Raw genomic sequence first — 17010 nt, 5'->3', positions numbered from 1 at the left:
TATTCATTTTTAAACACTTTATTTTCTTCTTATACACTTTATCACATCATATCTTATTTTTTTAATCTTCCTCTTATAAATTCTAGAAAAATCATTATTATCCTGTTCAACATGTACCTCGAAACTATCTTCATTTAAATATAAAAACAGACATACTTATTTTAAGTACGTCTGTTTTCCAGATACTTATAACTCTCACTAATTAAAGTTTCTCTTTATCCTCTCACATGCCCTATTACTGTTATAATATCTATGTCTATATGTACACTAATAATATCTTCTATAATGTCCGTATATCCTTGACCTAAAGGTGTTCCGTAATGTAATAAAATTTCTTTTTTTTCATAAACTGACTTCGGTACTGTAAAAATAAATTTCCTCATATTCCGCTCATCAGCAGGCTCCAGTATTAAAACAATGCCATCCTCTTCAAACATATAATCACGCCTTCCAACAATCCTTTCACTATGGCTCAAGTATTGCCTTGAAAGGATAGGTTTTAAACACCCTTTCTAACAATATATAACCATTTCATGATCAAATAGCTTATACGGCTTATATGATTTCACCACAAATACAAAAAAACTCAAACCTTGAACTACCAAGAATTTGTGTTTTTTTGCATCTCATTCTTATATACCTTTATCAAGCTCATATAACCTACGATATTTCTCATTTTCTTTCAGTAGCTGTTCGTGACTACCTTGCATAGCGATTTGGCCACTATCAAGGAAGATAATTTCATCTACATGTTCAATTCCTACAAGATGATGTGTAATCCAAATAACAGTCTTTTCTTCTGTTGCAGAAAACATTGTTTCTATTAAGGCTAATTCCGTTTTAGGGTCTAAACCGATAGTTGGTTCATCAAGCACAATAATCGATGCTTCTTGCATAAGAGTTCTTGCAAATGCTACCCTTTGCCTTTCTCCGCCAGAAAACCTCTTTCCCATTTCATGCATTTTTGTTTGTAATCCATCAGGAAGAGAAGCAATGTGCGGTGCTAGCTGTGCTTTCTCTAAAGCTCTCCATATCTCTTCATCATTACCCTCTGGTTTACCGATCCGCACATTATTTCCAATTGTCGTATCGAATAAATGTGGTTTTTGGTTTAATACAGAAATATATTTTGACAAAAAACCCGTACGAGCTTGTTCACCATTCAATATAACTTGCCCACTCACCGGACGTAGCGCCCCAGTTAACAGTTTTAGTAAAGTAGATTTTCCTGTTCCACTTCTACCTAAAATAGCAATTTTCTTTCCTGCCTTTATTTGCAATGATACATCTTTTAATACAGGTTCATTACTATCCGGATAATTATACGACACATTACTCAGTTCAATATCTATATGTTTTTGTGCAACGTAATCTTTATCTCCAGGTAACTCATTTCCATCTTGCAAAATGCTATCACTTTCTACGCTTTTAAGCCTATGAGCAGATTCTACATAAGATGGAATTCGATCAATAGCATCTGATATAGGGATAAGCGCATTTGTCACAGATAATGTCATTAATACGAACGCTGCAATAACTGTAGGTGCAATCTGTTCACTTGCTGCTTGATTTCCAGTCCACATAATCATTGAAATAACTACAATGCCGACTATTAAATGAATGATACTGTCTCGAATATGGTACCAGCGTTTCACTCTCTTTTCTGTCTTTAACAGCTGGACATTTTGCTCTACATATGCATTAATAAATTCATCTTTTCTACCACTCGCCTGCCAATCAGATAACCCAAATACAGCATCTGTCAATTGTTGATACAAACGATTTCTTCCTCGCTTCAAAGCAACATGATGTCGTTTCATCAAAAGTAGTGATACGAATGGAAGAAGAAAAACAATAACAGCTAACATACAAGCTGCGATAAGTGCAAATACTAAGTCAAATGCACCGATAACAAGTACGAAAATGCTATATACAACTAACGCTAATATACTAGGGAATATTGTACGTAAATATAGATTCTGTAAATGTTCTATATCATCAGACAATACACCTAGTACATCACCAGTTTGAAATCTTGAGCGCAAAAATAACGCCTGTGGTTCTACAATTCTATATAGTTTTGTCCTCATTTTTTCTAAAATTCGTAGAACGACGTCATGCCCTACTAAACGCTCTAAATAATGAAAAACAGCTTGCCCTATACTAAACGCACGCGTTGCAACTATAGGAACATATACAACCATTACATTTTCTGGTCTGAGAGCAGATTTAGAAATTAAATAACCTGAAATGAAAAGTAACATCGCACCTGAACTAACTCCAAGAAGCCCGAGGAAAATAGTCAACGTCATTCTACCTTTATTTTGCTGTATATGAGGTTTAATCCAGTTACTCATCGCTCTCCCCTCTCTTCCCTATGAAAATGTAATGTCTCATTCTTTAAAAGCTCTTCATATGTTCCACTTTCTTTAATTTCCCCTTTATTTAAAATAAGAATATGATCCATTTGCTTCATCCAATGGAGACGATGCGTTGCAAGAAATACTAGCTTACCTTCAAACAGACGTAACATCGATTGCTTTATTTCAAATTCAGTTTCAATATCAAGATGTGCTGTAGGTTCATCTAATAAAATGATTGGCTTTTTACTTAAAAGTGCACGTGCCATAGCGACACGTTGTTCTTGTCCGCCACTAAGCATACGTCCACCTTCTCCAATTCTTTCGTACATCCCATGTGGTAATAATGCAACGAGCGAACGAAGACCAACTTCATTAATAACTCTCTCAACTTCTTCATCAGTTGTATTCGTTTCATAGAAACAAATATTATCTTTTAACGAAAGTGGAAAAATATAAGGTTGCTGCGGAATATAAGCAATATTTTTTTGCCAATCTTCTCGAGTAGATTCACCAATTTCCACACCATTTACTAACATTTTCCCACCCGAAGGAGGTAGAAATCCTGCTAACACATCGATTAACGTTGATTTCCCTGCCCCACTTTCACCAATAATGCCTATAGCACCGTTACCTTGCCAAGTAAAATCAATTTCCTCTAATATAGCCTTTTCAGATTCATCATTATTTACTTTTACATCTTGTAATTTCAAACTACTAGAAGAATTCCATACTATATCTACATTTGAATCTTTCTTTTCTATTTCTTTTTGTTTCTGTAAAATTTCTTCTATTTGCTCCATTGCAAGTTGTCCATCTAATGTAGCATGATAATTCGCTCCAACTTGCTTAATCGGCAGAAAATATTCCGGCGCTAAAATTAAAATCGTAAGAGCTGGTAACAGTATAATTGTCCCATCTATTAACCGTATCCCTAATCCAACTGCTACAAATGCAATTGATAAACTCGTAAAGAAATCTAATGCAAAAGAAGAAAGAAAAGCAACTCGCAAAGTACGCATCGTTGCTTTTCTATATCGTTTACTTACTTTTTCAATCTTTCCTTCGTGCTGTTTACTTTTCCCTAAATACTTTAATGTTTCTAACCCTTTTAACGTATCTACGAAATGATTAGAAAGTACACGATATGTTTCATATTGGCTATCCGCCATTTTCTGCGCCGCTAATCCTAGAAGGATCATAAATATAATCACAATTGGAATCGTTACAACTAAAATGATTCCAGACTTAATGTCCAGTGTAAAAACATATAGAACAATTAGTCCTGGTACGATAGTACTTCTAATCATTTTAGGAATTGTTAATTCAATATAAGTTTTAAATTTTTCAATACCTTCTATCGATAAAGTAACCAGATGGCCAGTCCCATTCGTTTGGACAAATCTCGGCCCTAATGTAAAATATGCTTCTATTAACTGTTTACGTAATGCCAATCCTGTTTTTTCAGCGAAACGCTCAACCAATATTTGCGATGCTCGCACCAACATTTGGCGTGCTGCAAACATGATTCCAAAATAAACAGTTTCATTTAGCACAGCTTGCACTGTTTCTCCTTGAAATAAAAATGTGATTGCTCGTGCTAAAAACACTGTCTGCGCAATGATACTACACGCCTCTAAAATGCTAATAAGACTTAAAGTTACATATAAAACTCGGCTACCAGGATACGACGGAAGTCCTCTTTTTCTTTTCATTAGTACTCCAAATCTTTGTCTGACTTAACAGGTTGTCTAAATACATAGAAACTCCATATTTGACTACCGATAACAAACGGTAAAATAGCAAGAGAGAAATAGCTCATCAGTTTTAATGCATAAGGTCCTGATGCTGCATTATAAATTGTCAAATCATTTACCGCTCCTAATGAGCTAATCATGACACGCGGGAACATACCGATGAACACACTTGCACTTAGCAAAATGATTGTTAAACTTGTCATAAAGAAGGCCCAACCATCTCTTCTTCTTTTATTTAATAAAGTAGAAACAAATAGTGCTACAAAAGCTCCAATCGGAACCATTAGCCACTCTGAACCATGTGCAGTGAAAATATCTGTTTTCCATAACCCTACAGCTGCAAAAACAAGAAGTGTTATTAATGCAAAAGGTGCAATCTTTGTTGCGGCAATACGTGCGCGTTCTCGTAATTTTCCTGTTGTACGTATAGTAAGAAATTGCAAACCATGAACAATACATAGAAGAAGAAACATAACTCCTCCAAGTAATGCAAATGGGTGAAGTAATTTCATAAATCCGCCTACCATATTTTTACTTTCATCAATTGGTACACCTGTCATAAAGTTTGCAATTGCAACTCCCCAAAGTATAGGAGGTAGCATGCTTCCAATAAACATGCCCCAATCCCAGAAACTTTTCCACTTATGGTTTTCTATTTTCGCACGGAATTTAAAGGAAACACCTCTTATAATTAATGCAAGAAGCATAAACACAAACGGAATATAGAACCCACTAAATAAAGTTGCATACCAATGCGGAAATGCCGCAAACATAGCGCCACCAGCACAAACAAGCCATACTTCATTAGCGTGCCAAAACGGTCCAATTGTATTTAAATATATACGCTTTTCCAAATCATTCTTTCCTAAAAATCTTGAAACGATTCCTACACCAAAATCGAAACCTTCAAGTACAAAGAAGCCAACGAATAAGGTTGAGATAATTAGAAACCACAACTCATTAAGAGATAACATACTCTTCCTCCTTATCAAATGGATCATGGCTTTGATAATCCTTTTTCGTTTTCTTATTCGCATGTCCTTTAATGATACGAACGAATAAGTAAACAGTAATGCCTCCAATAATTACATATAGTGATGTGAATGAAACAAGAGAGAATAATACTTCTCCAAATGAAACATTTGGAGATACTGCATCTTCTGTTTTCATAACACCGAAGACAACCCAAGGCTGACGTCCCATTTCAGTCATAATCCAACCTACTGTATTTCCGATAAACGGTAGTGCAATTGCATATACCATTAATTTTAAATACCAAGTTTTTTCAGCTAAACGATCTTTTCTTGATAAGAACCAGCCGTACACTCCTAGAAGAAGCATGAATGTTCCACTCATTACCATCGCTCTAAAACTCCAGAACATAGTATGTACTGGCGGAATATAATCTCCAGGTCCATATTTTTCTTCATATTGTTTTTGAATTTGATTCATTCCTTCTACTTGACCTCTAAATTTATCGTATGACAATAGACTTAGCATATAAGGGATTTGAATTTCAAACGAATTTTCTTTCTTCTCTGTATCAATTTTTGCAAATACTGTAAATGGCGCTGGATCCTCACTCGTATTCCATAATGCTTCAGCTGCTGCCATTTTCATCGGATGTGTCTTAATTAAATTTTGCGCTTGTGCATGACCGAAAAATAATACCAATGCTGTTGAAATTGTTCCAACAACGATAGAAACTCGGAAAGACTTCTTAAACACCTCAGTCTCTTGTTGTTTTGCGATTTTCCATGCACTAACACCAGCAATAAAGAATGCGCCTGTTGCAAGTGCCGCTGTAATTGTATGCGGGAATTGCACCCATAGTTGTGGATTTTGAATAATCGCCAAGAAATCATTCATCTGCGCACGTCCATCTGCAGCCATTTCATATCCTACCGGGGACTGCATAAATGCACTTGCAGTTAAAATCCAAAATGCTGATAACATTGTTCCTATTGAGAGGAGCCAAATACATAAAAGGTGAACTCGCTTCGGAAGTTTATCCTCACCGAATACCCATAAACCTAGGAATGTAGACTCAATGAAAAATGCTAATAAACCTTCAATTGCAAGTGATGGTCCGAAAACATCACCAACAAAACGTGAATACGTTGACCAGTTCATACCAAACTGAAATTCTTGTAAAATACCTGTTACTACACCTACTGCGAAGTTAACAAGGAATATTTGTGTCCAAAACTTTGTCATCTTCTTATAAATTTCTTGTCCCTTTACCACATACAACGTTTGCATTAACGCAATGATAAAAGCTAAACCTATAGACAGCGGAACGAAAAAGTAATGAAAAATCGTTGTTGATGCAAATTGTATTCGTGCCAATTCGAGCGTTTCCATGCTAAAGTCACTTCCTTCATATTTTTTTATATCGTAATATCGATTGAATTGTATGAATTCACTTCATAACGAACAATTCAATCATGTGGAAATACAAAAAGATAAATTCGTTTATGTACTTTCTGAAAATATAGATTGTCAGTTTTTTAGATAATTACAAAAGAACTTTCTTCATACGATTTACCTTTTCACTATTTCAGTAGTGTTTTATTCGTTAATCGAATTGTATAATATACTTACATAATAAATTCAGGTGATTTTTGACGTATTATTGACAGGATTTTGTCTGAAATATGTCTTTTGTAATTTTTTTGAATTTGATTTCTCACATTTTAAAAACGTACTTTTCAAACATACAACACACTCTTATATCAATTGTTATTATGTTTTTCTCTTCATACGCTTGACTTTACCCTTGAAAAATGTCCTCGAATCAAACCTAGAAATATGCTAGTTTTTTGTCAAGAGAAAAATGTATTTCCAAAATTCAAATCAACAATATTGTTATTCACAAATAGAAAAAAACTCCCCTTTCTCTAGACATAAAATTCGTTTTTTTGTCATTTTTCAAACAGACTAAATAAAAAAGTACCGAGAATAAATTATATTCCCGGTACTTTAATCATTATTTCGTTGTATATTTTCTAACAGCCGGCATAATTTCGGTAGCAATTAATTCAATGTTTTTCTCAATCTTATCAAATGGTACACCGCCAAAATCAATCTGTGCCATAAAACGTTGCTGTCCAAATAATTCATATTGATAAAGCATTTTTTCAATAATTTGTTGCGGGCTACCAATCATTAACGCATCACGGTGATCTACTGCGTTAGTAAATTGTTGTTTTGGATACCCACCACCGCGTAGCGCAAGCATACCAGCATTAATATGAGGATAATATTCACTAAGTGCATCTTGTGAATTTTCTGCTGTATAAAATAAACTTGTTGTCGCAATTGGTAATGTTGCTGGATCAAAACCACTTTGCTCAGCTGCTTCACGATATGCATCAACCGAAACTTTAAAATTAACAGCTGGGCCACCAAGTGTCGTAAGCATCATTGGTACACCTGCGCGTCCTGCCTTAATTGCACTAGCAGGTGGCCCTCCAACAGCACGCCAAATTGGCATATTGTTATTTTTAGCTCTCGGTATAATTGCCGCATGTTCAAGTGGCGTTCTAAACTGCCCTTTCCATGTTACACTTTCTTCTTTATTTATTTTTAATAAAAGTTCCATCTTCTCTTCAAATAGTTCTTCATAATAATTTACATCGTAACCAAGTAAACTATATCCCCCAATACGAGAGCCGCGACCAGCAACGATTTCAGCACGACCATTAGAAATTAAGTCAATTGTGGCAAAATCCTCATATACACGAACCGGATCTGACGTACTTAATACTGTTGCAGAACTCGCGATTTTAATGTTTTTCGTAGCTTGTGCAATAGCTCCTAAAATAACTGTATGAGCTTGCGTTGTAAAATGCGCTTGATGACTTTCACCGACAGCAAACACATCAATTCCAGCTTCATCTGCTAACTTAGCTGTTTCAATTAGTTCATGAATTCTTTTTTCTGCACTTATTTTCGAACCATCATGCGGATTTAAAATATGATCTCCAATTGAATATAATCCAAATTCAATTCCCTTACTTGTATCAATACGGTATTTTTCCATAGTTACTCTCTCCCTTTTAATTAAGTGGTATTAATTTCTCTTCTATCTCTTTTCTTCTCTCTTCTAAAAATGGTGGTAAATCCAGCTCTTTTCCTAATTCTTCAACTGTTGAATCTACTGTAAATCCTGGTCCATCCGTCGCAATCTCAAATAAAATGCCATTTGACTCACGGAAATATAAACTTTTAAAATAAAAGCGATCGATAATCCCTGTTGATTGGAACCCTTTATCTTTCACCGCTTCATTCCAATAACTCAGTTCTTCATCATTTTTCACACGAATAGCTAAATGATGAATACTTCCTTTTCCGGGTCTTTCACTCTCTCCATCTTGCTGTTTCACCAAAATTTCTCCAAAAGATTGACCATCAATAGATTGATAAATCCCCTCATCGTCTGAACGAGATACTTCTTTATAACTAAACAAACCTGTTAATGTTTTTGATAATTTATTTAAACTGCGCACTGTCATTTCAACTGTTCCCATGCCTAAAATACGATGATTCTGCTCTACAGAAGATTCATCCCATGCAGTCCAATATTCAGGCACCTCTTCATCTTTATTATTTAACAGCACTAACCGTAGACCATCTGGATCTTCAAAGTGCAGTGCGTCTCTTGCGGCGTAAGTTGTAATTTCCCCATGCGCCACCTGGAGTGACTCAAAACGTCTCTTCCAAAATGTAAGACTTTCTATTGAAGGTACGAGCAAGCCTATTTGTGTTATTGCATTTGTACCACGGATTGTTCTACCTACATTCGGCATTTCAAAAAATGATAATTCAGTTCCGGCACTCCCTGTTAAATCACCATAAAACAAATGATACATAAATGGATTATCTTGATTGACTGTCTTTTTCACCCGGCGTAACCCTAAAACATCTCGATAAAAATTATTATTCGTTTTCGCATTTTTAGTCACCATAGAAATGTGGTGATGCCCTGGAATTGTATACATAAAACTTCCTCCTCTTTATCACTTGATTAGTCAATTGATTAAGTAAAAAAAATTACTCATTCGGTAATTCTTTTTTTTCACTATGCTTATGAACTTTTGACATCAACTCGTATAGTATTTTCTGCTCTTCTTCATTTAATACATCATCAAAAAATGATGATTGAAATGCAAGTTGCTCTGGCAATGCTCTTTCTAAAGCCGCTTCCCCTTGCTCTGTAAGACTAATTGTTTTCGTTTTCCAATCTTGTTTTCGTATAATATATCCTTCTTTTTCAAGACGTGTTAACATTCGAGAAATACCGCCTTGTGTAACGGTAACCTTTTCTGCTAACTCCATTTGTGTTAATGGCTGATAAGTCCGTATTTGCAAAAGCACATCAAATTGGGCTGTTGTTAAATCAAAACGTTTTAAAAACTCATTTGACATTTGATTACTTTGGTTCGTAAATCGTATTAAACGTAGCCATATTAACGATCCTATCGTATTTTCACGCATGTTTCATCACTTCCTAGCGTTGATCTTACTATCACTTTACCACTCAAGTGATAGTAATGCAAGTAGAAATATGTTAAAAATACCTCCCAAAATCATCATTCTTAACTTTCCATTTCATTCATTGCTATATTTAAAGCTGCCACAGCTTTTGGCCAACCAACGTAAAAAGCCATATGTGTTATTAATGCAACTAATTCATTCCCCATTATCCCATTTTGTTTAGCTAGCTTCAGATGAAATGGTAATTGTTCTGTATTACCAAGACTGATTAGTGCCGACAATGTACATAAGCTTCTTTCTCTTAATGTTAAAGCGGCATCCCGCCACACTTCCTCAAATAATATCTCTTCACTATAATGAGAAAATACAGGTGCTACTTCTCTCATTTTCTTTGGAATATAGAATTCAATTGGTTCATTCATCATTTTGCTCCCTTCATTTTTACCAATTGTGCCATCCCTTGACCAAATGACCAGTTTTCAGCAGCTGTCTCATGTAATGTAATAAAAATGTCAGTAACTTTCAGATTAGAACATGCTGAAATTTCAAAGGATATAGATTGATACAAACCTTTTTTCTGTTGCACTGTTCTTCCAGGTCCACATGTAATAGAAACATGAATCATATTCTCAGTTCTCAGTTCTCCTCTTTCCAACAAATAATATGGATTATACAAAAATTGATTTTGTTGATAAGGTAAAAATATTTGAAAATAATCATTTTCAGGGATGTTAAAATGTTCAATTAATGAAAGATGGATACATTCACCTATCTTTTTCAACTCTTCTTTATTTAATATATCTTCATGATAATAAACGTTCACAAAAGGCATAGATTTTCATTCCTTTTTCTTAATTTAGCATTCAACAACATATCCTCGTGAAATATGTAAAATCTCATAAATAGTAACATCGTCCATTACATCTATTTCAGGCTTTTCCTTATAAAAACTGAATTGACTATATCCCCACTTATCCGGATTATAAACTATTACATTTCCTAAACATTTTTCTATGTTTTGCACATTTTCATTTACTTTATTTAATTGCGTCCCAATCAGCGATTTACTTTGAGAAATACTCCCTGCATATTCAACAGCATATCTACTTTTTCTAAAATCATTACTTAAATTAACAACTAATGGAACACCTATATTTATTTGTTGCCACCCAAACGATTGCAAAATATTATCGTAATACCCTTCAAAGATAAATTTATTCATCCCTTCATGACCATTCCACATATATAAAGGTGCATAACAGTTATAGAAATTCCCATCCTTACCTGTCTCAGTAATTAAATAAGCCTTAAAATTTAGTTCTTGAAAACCATCAGTTTTAAACCCATTATCCTTTACCCTTTTTTTAATAATCTCCATGTCATAATCCTTTGGTAAAATGACCTTATATTGCATACCAATCATGTTTATCACTCACTTTCGATCTTATATACATAATGATAAACCGATGATCGGCTGACGTAAAATAGGTATAAATTATGTTTGATATCATTTATAATGATACCGTATAAGGGGCTGAAATGAATGGAAATAAATGATCTTATTATATTTAAAACTGTAGCTAACGAAGGATCTATTAGTAAAGCTGCTAAAGAGCTAGGCTATGTACAACCAAATGTAACTGAGCGAATCAAAAAATTAGAACAAGAATTAGAAACACCTTTACTACATAGAGATAACAAAGGTGTCTCCCTGTTACCTTCTGGTGACATTTTATTAGACTACACGAATAAAATATTAGCTCTTTTAGAAGAAGCGAAAGATGAAATTAAAACAAGTGCTTCTTCTTATGTAATAGCGACATCACAATCTATTTTGACTAATTATTTAAGTATGCGTATTAAAGAAAATTTCAGGAATTATCAAATATATATAGAAAGTAGTAGCCATTTACAAAAACTACTACAGCAACAAAAAGTTGATATGGTCATAACTTATGAGGATTATCCCGACGCAGCGTTTAAAAAAGTATTCACCACTTCAATTTCTGTAGGCTTATTAAAAGCGAAAGAACAGTGTAACATTGACTTTTCAAAAGAACTTTTCTTTGTTAGTAACGATAAAAAGTGCCCTTTTAGAAATATGACAATACAATTTCTAAAAGAAAACAATCTATCTCAGCATCAACTTCAACAGTTAGATTCTTATTCGCTTATTGAAGAGTTTATTGTTGAGGGAAATGGGATAGCTTTTTTACCGATTAGAAATGATAAATTAGTTCCAGTTGAAAATGTCGCGGTTGAAAAACTACCTATTAACTTCTTTACAACTCGAGACTTAGATAAAGTGATTCCAGGTGAACTATTTAATTAATAAAGAGGCTACACTTGTCGTATTTTACGGGTAAATAGATATCCCTTTTCGAATCGCTAATATAACTTCATATACTATCGTACGGCCTAATAAAATAAAAAGGGATGTTATCTAGTTAATATGTTTAACTACTAGGACATCCCTTTTCATCTTGAAGACTTATTTTACACGTTCTGCTCCACCCCTGTGCTCTTCTCCTTCTTATCCCTTTTAAAATTCTTCAACTTCTTAACTGTTCCAACTAACCCTTTCGGAAAAACTAGAAGCACGATAATGTACAATAAACCAAGAATAATCGTCCACCTTTCAAAAATTGGATACTCTGTAGCTAGTTCTGATAAATAATATTTCAATGATTCAATAATCCCCGCTCCAGCAATAGCTCCGATTAACGTTCCAACTCCCCCAATCATTGTCATCAATAATGCATTTAATGTCATTTCAATTGAAAATACAGTTGTATTAACAAAGCGTAAAGTGATAACAAATAAACCACCGCTAATCGCTGCAACTACTCCTGCAACAACACTAGCAATAATTTTATAATGAAGCACTTTATAGCCAAGTGCTTCAACTCGTTGTTCATTTTGTGAAATCGCCTTTAACACTTTCCCAATTGAAGATTTTGTGAAAAGACGTAACAAAATGAAAATACTGATTAGACATATAAATGTTATATAATAAAATGTAAAACGATCACGGAATATATCTGGTACACGAAATGTAAATCCATCTCCTCCATGAGTCAGTGAACGCCATTTTTCAGCAAGTACAAAAAACAGCTGGGAAATAGCGAGCGTTAACATTGCATAAAAATGACTTTTCAAACGTAATGAAAGCATACCAATTATATAACTAACGATGGCTGATACAATAATTGCGGCTGCTATTCCTATGAAAAAGTTCATTATAGACACCCCTTGCCGATCAAATAAGAGTGCCACACCATACGCCCCTATTCCAAAGAACATACAATGACCGAATGAAACAATACCCGTATATCCAAGGAGAACATCAAAACTCATAGCGAAAATAGCAAAGATGAAGATTTGAGTGAACAAAATTAACAAGCTCCGTGAATCATTTACGAATGGAAATACACTTAAACAAATGAGCATAAATACTCCGAAGTATACTTTAATTCGATTTGATGTGCTATTCACCGTTTCACCCCTTTTCACCAACAAGGCCCGTTGGCTTCACTATTAAGAAAAATAGTAACATTAACATATTAATTGCAAGTGATAAATCCGGTATAAAATATGCTGTAAAAGCACCAGCTAATCCAACAATTAAAGAAGCGAGCGCTGAACCTTGTACGCTACCTAACCCTCCAATGATAACTACTATAAAGGCTAAAATTGCATACTGCATACCCATCTCAGCGAAAATAACTCCTGAATATGGTGCTAGTAGAAAACCACCTAACGCCGCCATCCCTGCTCCTAATAAAAAAACAAACGAGAATATCGCTTTTACGTTAATTCCGAGAGCTTGAACCATCTCTTTATCCATTACACCAGCGCGAATCATAAGTCCTATCTTTGTTTTTTTCAGTAGCAATAGTAAAGCGATGTAAATTAGTATCCCAACTAAAATAACGAATAGACGATATTTAATTAATATAACGCCTTCAAATGTATAACTACCTTGTAACCATAACGGTAATTTAGCACCAATTGGATTTGGCCCCCAAAATACTTTAATACATTCACTAAGTACAAGCATTCCTCCAAGCGTCACAAGAAGCTGGCGAACATGATTTCCATATACCGGTCTAATAAGGAATCTTTCTAAAATGAATCCAAGAAACATCCCCATAGAAATTGCTCCAATTAAAGCGAGTACATAGCTTCCAGTTGTATTAAATATCCATACACCTGTAAAAGCTCCCCATGCAAATAACCCACCATGTGCGAAGTTTAGAACGCTCATTAAACCGAAAATAAGTGAAAGACCTGACGCTAATAAAAAAATGAGCATCCCTGTTGAAATCCCATTTACAAATAAATTGATTAACACATCCATCCTTCTCACCCCGGATTCATGTTAAGAGATTCCTAAATATTTGTGACACATTTCCTTATCCTCTTTTAATTCATGCATAAAACCGTTATGAACAATTCTTCCGTTATCCATAATATAAAAGTAATCACCAATTTGACTAGCCATCATAAAGTTTTGTTCAACGAGTAAAACTGTTGTTTTCTCTTTCATTTTCAAAATGGCTATCATTAATTTTTCTATCATAATGGGCGACAAGCCTTTACTCGGCTCATCAATAAGTAATAAACCATCACTATTAATAAATGCTCTTGAAATTGCTAGCATTTGCTTTTGCCCTCCGCTTAAGAGTCCGCTTTTTTTATGCCAAAATTGCTTTAAATCTGGAAATAATTCAAGCATCCAGTCTATTTTTTCTTCCGCTTCTTCTCCCTTCCCCCTAGCAAGAGCGAATGTTTCTTCTACTGTCAGGTCGTGAAAAATACCTTGATTTTCTGGTACATACCCTATTCCTTTCCTTGAAATTAAATGTGTAGATAATCCATTTACTTGTGTACTATCATAATAAATTTCACCATGTGCGATATGGTGAAATCCCATAACCGAACGTAATGTCGTAGTCTTCCCTGCCCCATTTCTTCCAAACAGTACAGTAATCGTTCCTTTCTCAACAGTAAGAGATACCCCTTGTAAAATATGAAACTGATCTAAATACGTCTCTATATTATTCACTTGTAATAGTGCCACTATATAATCCCCCTAAATAAGCACTTTGTACACGCTCATCTTTCATCATTTCTTCGGGCAAACCTTCAGCCAATAACTCTCCATGGAATAAAACGATAAGATGGTCTGACAAACCTAGTACCATATCCATTTTGTGTTCAATAAGTACAATTGTACTCTCTGGATGTTTCTTAATATTTTCAATCACTTGTAAAATAGCCGGTACCTCCTCAACTGATATACCTGCCGTCGGCTCATCAAGTAGTAACACATCCGTTTTTAAAGCTAATAACATCGCAAGCTCTAACTTTCGTTTTTCCCCATGCGCTAGATCTTTCGCTAATACATGTTCTTTCTCGTGAAGTAATACTGTTTTTAAGAAACGTCTCGCCTCTCCAACTTGTTGCTTAAATTTTGCCGAACTCGGAAAAAAACTATAGTAATCTTGCACAAATGATTGAACACTTAAACGAACATTTTCAAGTACCGTTAACTCTGGGAATATATTTGTAAGTTGAAAAGAACGACCAATTCCTAATCGAGTACGATCCGAAATTGATAAATTTGTAATCTCTTGTCCTTTAAAATATACTTCACCCTTTGTTGGAGAAATTTGTCCACTTAGTAAATTGAATAGCGTTGTCTTTCCTGCACCATTTGGTCCAATAATTGAAATGAGCTTTCCTTTTTGTACTGTTAAATTCACATCCTTAATAACATGATGCTCGCCAAAAGATACGCAAAGATTTTTCGTTTCTAGCAAATGTGTCACGAAATCCCTCCCTTTAAAGCTTTAAGTATGAAAGAAATACGTATAAAGAGGGTGTACTCCCTCTTTATACGTAAACAACAGAAAATTCAGTCTATTTATTTTGAACTTGGGGTTCTGTCTCTTTCATCGTTAATTCTCGCTCTAATACTGGCACCGGATAATCAACACCATCTTGCTTTTTCAATGTGATAGAATAAAGTGTCTGCATCGCTTGATGATCCTTCTCTCTAAATTTCATCTTTCCTTTCGGTGTATCAAATTCCATTCCTTCCATTTTCTTAATCAATGTATCTACATCTGTATCACCTTTTGTTTTCTTTAAAGCTTCTACAATTGAAATTGCCGCTGACATTCCTCCTGCTGTAAATAAATCTGGCACCGCACCATTAAATCGTTTTTTATGTTCTTCAACTAACCAATCATTCACCTTATTTTTCGGAAGTGTGTGATAATAAACAGAAAAACCTTGCATTCCTACTAACGCATCCATCGTTTTTAATGCCGGTATATCTGGTGCACCGGTAGAAATTTTAATACCCTGCGCTTCCACATTCATATCTTTTAACTGTTTCCAAGGTGAATTTGCCCCTGCCCAAACGATAAATAAATAATCCGGCTTTGAGCTAATGATATTTTGAATATTTGCAGTGAAGTCAGTCGAATTTGTATCAGCATATTGCTCGTTTACAATATTCGCACCTAATTTCTTTGCTCCAGCTTTAAATGCCGCAATTCCCTCACGGCCGTAAGCATTATCTTGTGCTAACGTTGCTATTTTTACATCTTTTTTAGCAATTGCCGCAGCACCAGCGACTGCATCTTGAGATGAATTTCTACCTGTTCTAAAAATATATTTATTCCAGTTCTTCCCGGTAATACTATCAGCTACTGCTGGTTCTACAACCATTATTTTTTCATATTCTTCTGCAAGTGGTAAAACCGCTAATGTATCACTTGAACTAGACGATCCGACTAAAAAATCGACTTTCTCTTCTTCTAATAATTTCGTAGCTTTTTTAACTGCTACATCAGCTTTTGTTTCCGTATCTTCTACAACAAACTTAATCTTCTTCCCTTCCACTTTCCCAGTTCCACCCGTTGCATAGTCTAACCCTAATTCAAATCCGTTCACTGTTTGTTTTCCATATGATTCTAATGGACCTGTTAATGAAGCAAGAACCCCTACCTTAATCGTCTTTTCATCCTCTGTACTTGTTTTCTTTCCTGAACAAGCTGCCGTTATTAATAACGAACCTAACACACAACCAGTAGCCACCATTCTTAGCCATTTACGTTTTTTCATCGACATTGTGATCCTCCCCATACTTTACTTTCTGATAGAATCAAACACGCCAAATTCCCCTGTCCGTAATCATGACTTTAAAATTGGTAATGGAAAACTCTTGTAGTAACCTCTACATTCGGCACAAATCTATAATCACCTTCCTATTAAATGGAAACGGACATACAATCAATATATATTCCGTTGTTCAAATGAAATTACTGTTTCACTACAGTAATCATCACGCAAAAAGCTGCAAATAATTAACTTAATTCATT

17 protein-coding genes are annotated in these 17010 nt (G+C 34.7%); 1 reads left to right on the top strand and 16 read right to left on the bottom strand.

Annotated features, from left to right (window positions below; translation table 11 throughout):
- Positions 1-215 precede the first annotated feature (215 nt).
- The 11 genes from MHH59_RS09550 to MHH59_RS09500 all read right to left on the bottom strand — a co-directional run bounded on the left by MHH59_RS09550 (position 216) and on the right by MHH59_RS09500 (position 11039).
- Entirely contained in the window at positions 216-437 is a 222-nt protein-coding gene (locus tag MHH59_RS09550) for a hypothetical protein (RefSeq protein WP_002031341.1), read from the bottom strand.
- Between the two features lie 195 nt (positions 438-632).
- A complete protein-coding gene (gene cydC / locus MHH59_RS09545) occupies positions 633-2357 on the bottom strand; it encodes a thiol reductant ABC exporter subunit CydC (RefSeq protein WP_002126913.1) in 1725 nt (574 codons plus the stop codon).
- Positions 2354-4075: a thiol reductant ABC exporter subunit CydD gene (gene cydD, locus MHH59_RS09540; protein ID WP_078178914.1), complete on the bottom strand. Its 1722-nt coding sequence runs from the start codon at positions 4073-4075 to the stop codon at positions 2354-2356. The genes cydC and cydD overlap by 4 nt, the downstream gene beginning before the upstream one ends.
- Complete coding sequence (gene cydB, locus MHH59_RS09535) at positions 4075-5091, bottom strand: cytochrome d ubiquinol oxidase subunit II (protein ID WP_002126907.1); 1017 nt, start codon at positions 5089-5091, stop codon at positions 4075-4077. The genes cydD and cydB overlap by 1 nt, the downstream gene beginning before the upstream one ends.
- Complete coding sequence (gene cydA, locus MHH59_RS09530; RefSeq protein ID WP_340851143.1) at positions 5078-6481, bottom strand: cytochrome ubiquinol oxidase subunit I; 1404 nt, start codon at positions 6479-6481, stop codon at positions 5078-5080. Before cydA ends, cydB begins: the two co-directional genes overlap by 14 nt.
- A gap of 625 nt (positions 6482-7106) precedes the next feature.
- The gene (locus MHH59_RS09525) at positions 7107-8162 is read right to left on the bottom strand and encodes an LLM class flavin-dependent oxidoreductase (protein ID WP_033730323.1); all 1056 of its coding nucleotides are present in this window, start codon (positions 8160-8162) and stop codon (positions 7107-7109) included.
- A gap of 16 nt (positions 8163-8178) precedes the next feature.
- Complete coding sequence (locus tag MHH59_RS09520; RefSeq protein ID WP_340851142.1) at positions 8179-9120, bottom strand: ring-cleaving dioxygenase; 942 nt, start codon at positions 9118-9120, stop codon at positions 8179-8181.
- Between the two features lie 52 nt (positions 9121-9172).
- A complete protein-coding gene (locus MHH59_RS09515; RefSeq protein WP_002012331.1) occupies positions 9173-9616 on the bottom strand; it encodes a MarR family winged helix-turn-helix transcriptional regulator in 444 nt (147 codons plus the stop codon).
- Between the two features lie 101 nt (positions 9617-9717).
- Entirely contained in the window at positions 9718-10041 is a 324-nt protein-coding gene (locus MHH59_RS09510) for a carboxymuconolactone decarboxylase family protein (RefSeq protein ID WP_033669504.1), read from the bottom strand.
- Positions 10038-10448 carry a tautomerase family protein gene (locus MHH59_RS09505; RefSeq protein WP_078179200.1) on the bottom strand — a complete coding sequence of 137 codons (411 nt, stop codon included), beginning with the start codon at positions 10446-10448 and terminating at the stop codon, positions 10038-10040. Before MHH59_RS09505 ends, MHH59_RS09510 begins: the two co-directional genes overlap by 4 nt.
- 24 nt (positions 10449-10472) lie before the next feature.
- The gene (locus tag MHH59_RS09500; RefSeq protein ID WP_088005189.1) at positions 10473-11039 is read right to left on the bottom strand and encodes a DUF4865 family protein; all 567 of its coding nucleotides are present in this window, start codon (positions 11037-11039) and stop codon (positions 10473-10475) included.
- A 120-nt stretch (positions 11040-11159) separates the two neighbouring features.
- On the opposite strand from MHH59_RS09500, the gene MHH59_RS09495 reads away from it, so the two are divergent.
- Positions 11160-11948, top strand: coding sequence for a LysR family transcriptional regulator (locus tag MHH59_RS09495; RefSeq protein ID WP_002031321.1), 789 nt, complete (start codon positions 11160-11162; stop codon positions 11946-11948).
- A gap of 164 nt (positions 11949-12112) precedes the next feature.
- Here the strand turns inward: MHH59_RS09495 and MHH59_RS09490 are convergent, their stop codons facing one another.
- The 5 genes from MHH59_RS09490 to MHH59_RS09470 form a co-directional block, all read right to left on the bottom strand.
- Positions 12113-13066: a branched-chain amino acid ABC transporter permease gene (locus MHH59_RS09490; protein ID WP_088005311.1), complete on the bottom strand. Its 954-nt coding sequence runs from the start codon at positions 13064-13066 to the stop codon at positions 12113-12115.
- A 49-nt stretch (positions 13067-13115) separates the two neighbouring features.
- Positions 13116-13976 carry a branched-chain amino acid ABC transporter permease gene (locus MHH59_RS09485; protein ID WP_088005188.1) on the bottom strand — a complete coding sequence of 287 codons (861 nt, stop codon included), beginning with the start codon at positions 13974-13976 and terminating at the stop codon, positions 13116-13118.
- A gap of 21 nt (positions 13977-13997) precedes the next feature.
- On the bottom strand, positions 13998-14699 hold the full coding sequence (locus MHH59_RS09480; protein WP_001196706.1) for a branched-chain amino acid ABC transporter ATP-binding protein: 702 nt from the start codon (positions 14697-14699) through the stop codon (positions 13998-14000).
- A complete protein-coding gene (locus tag MHH59_RS09475) occupies positions 14677-15450 on the bottom strand; it encodes an ABC transporter ATP-binding protein (protein WP_000149306.1) in 774 nt (257 codons plus the stop codon). The genes MHH59_RS09480 and MHH59_RS09475 overlap by 23 nt, the downstream gene beginning before the upstream one ends.
- A 91-nt stretch (positions 15451-15541) precedes the next feature.
- Complete coding sequence (locus tag MHH59_RS09470; RefSeq protein WP_078178798.1) at positions 15542-16759, bottom strand: substrate-binding domain-containing protein; 1218 nt, start codon at positions 16757-16759, stop codon at positions 15542-15544.
- Positions 16760-17010: the final 251 nt, after the last annotated feature.

The sequence above is a fragment of the Bacillus sp. FSL E2-0195 genome (assembly GCF_038003645.1).
In the GTDB taxonomy this organism is placed as follows: domain Bacteria; phylum Bacillota; class Bacilli; order Bacillales; family Bacillaceae_G; genus Bacillus_A; species Bacillus_A mycoides.
This window is presented reverse-complemented; position numbering and strand designations above follow the sequence as displayed.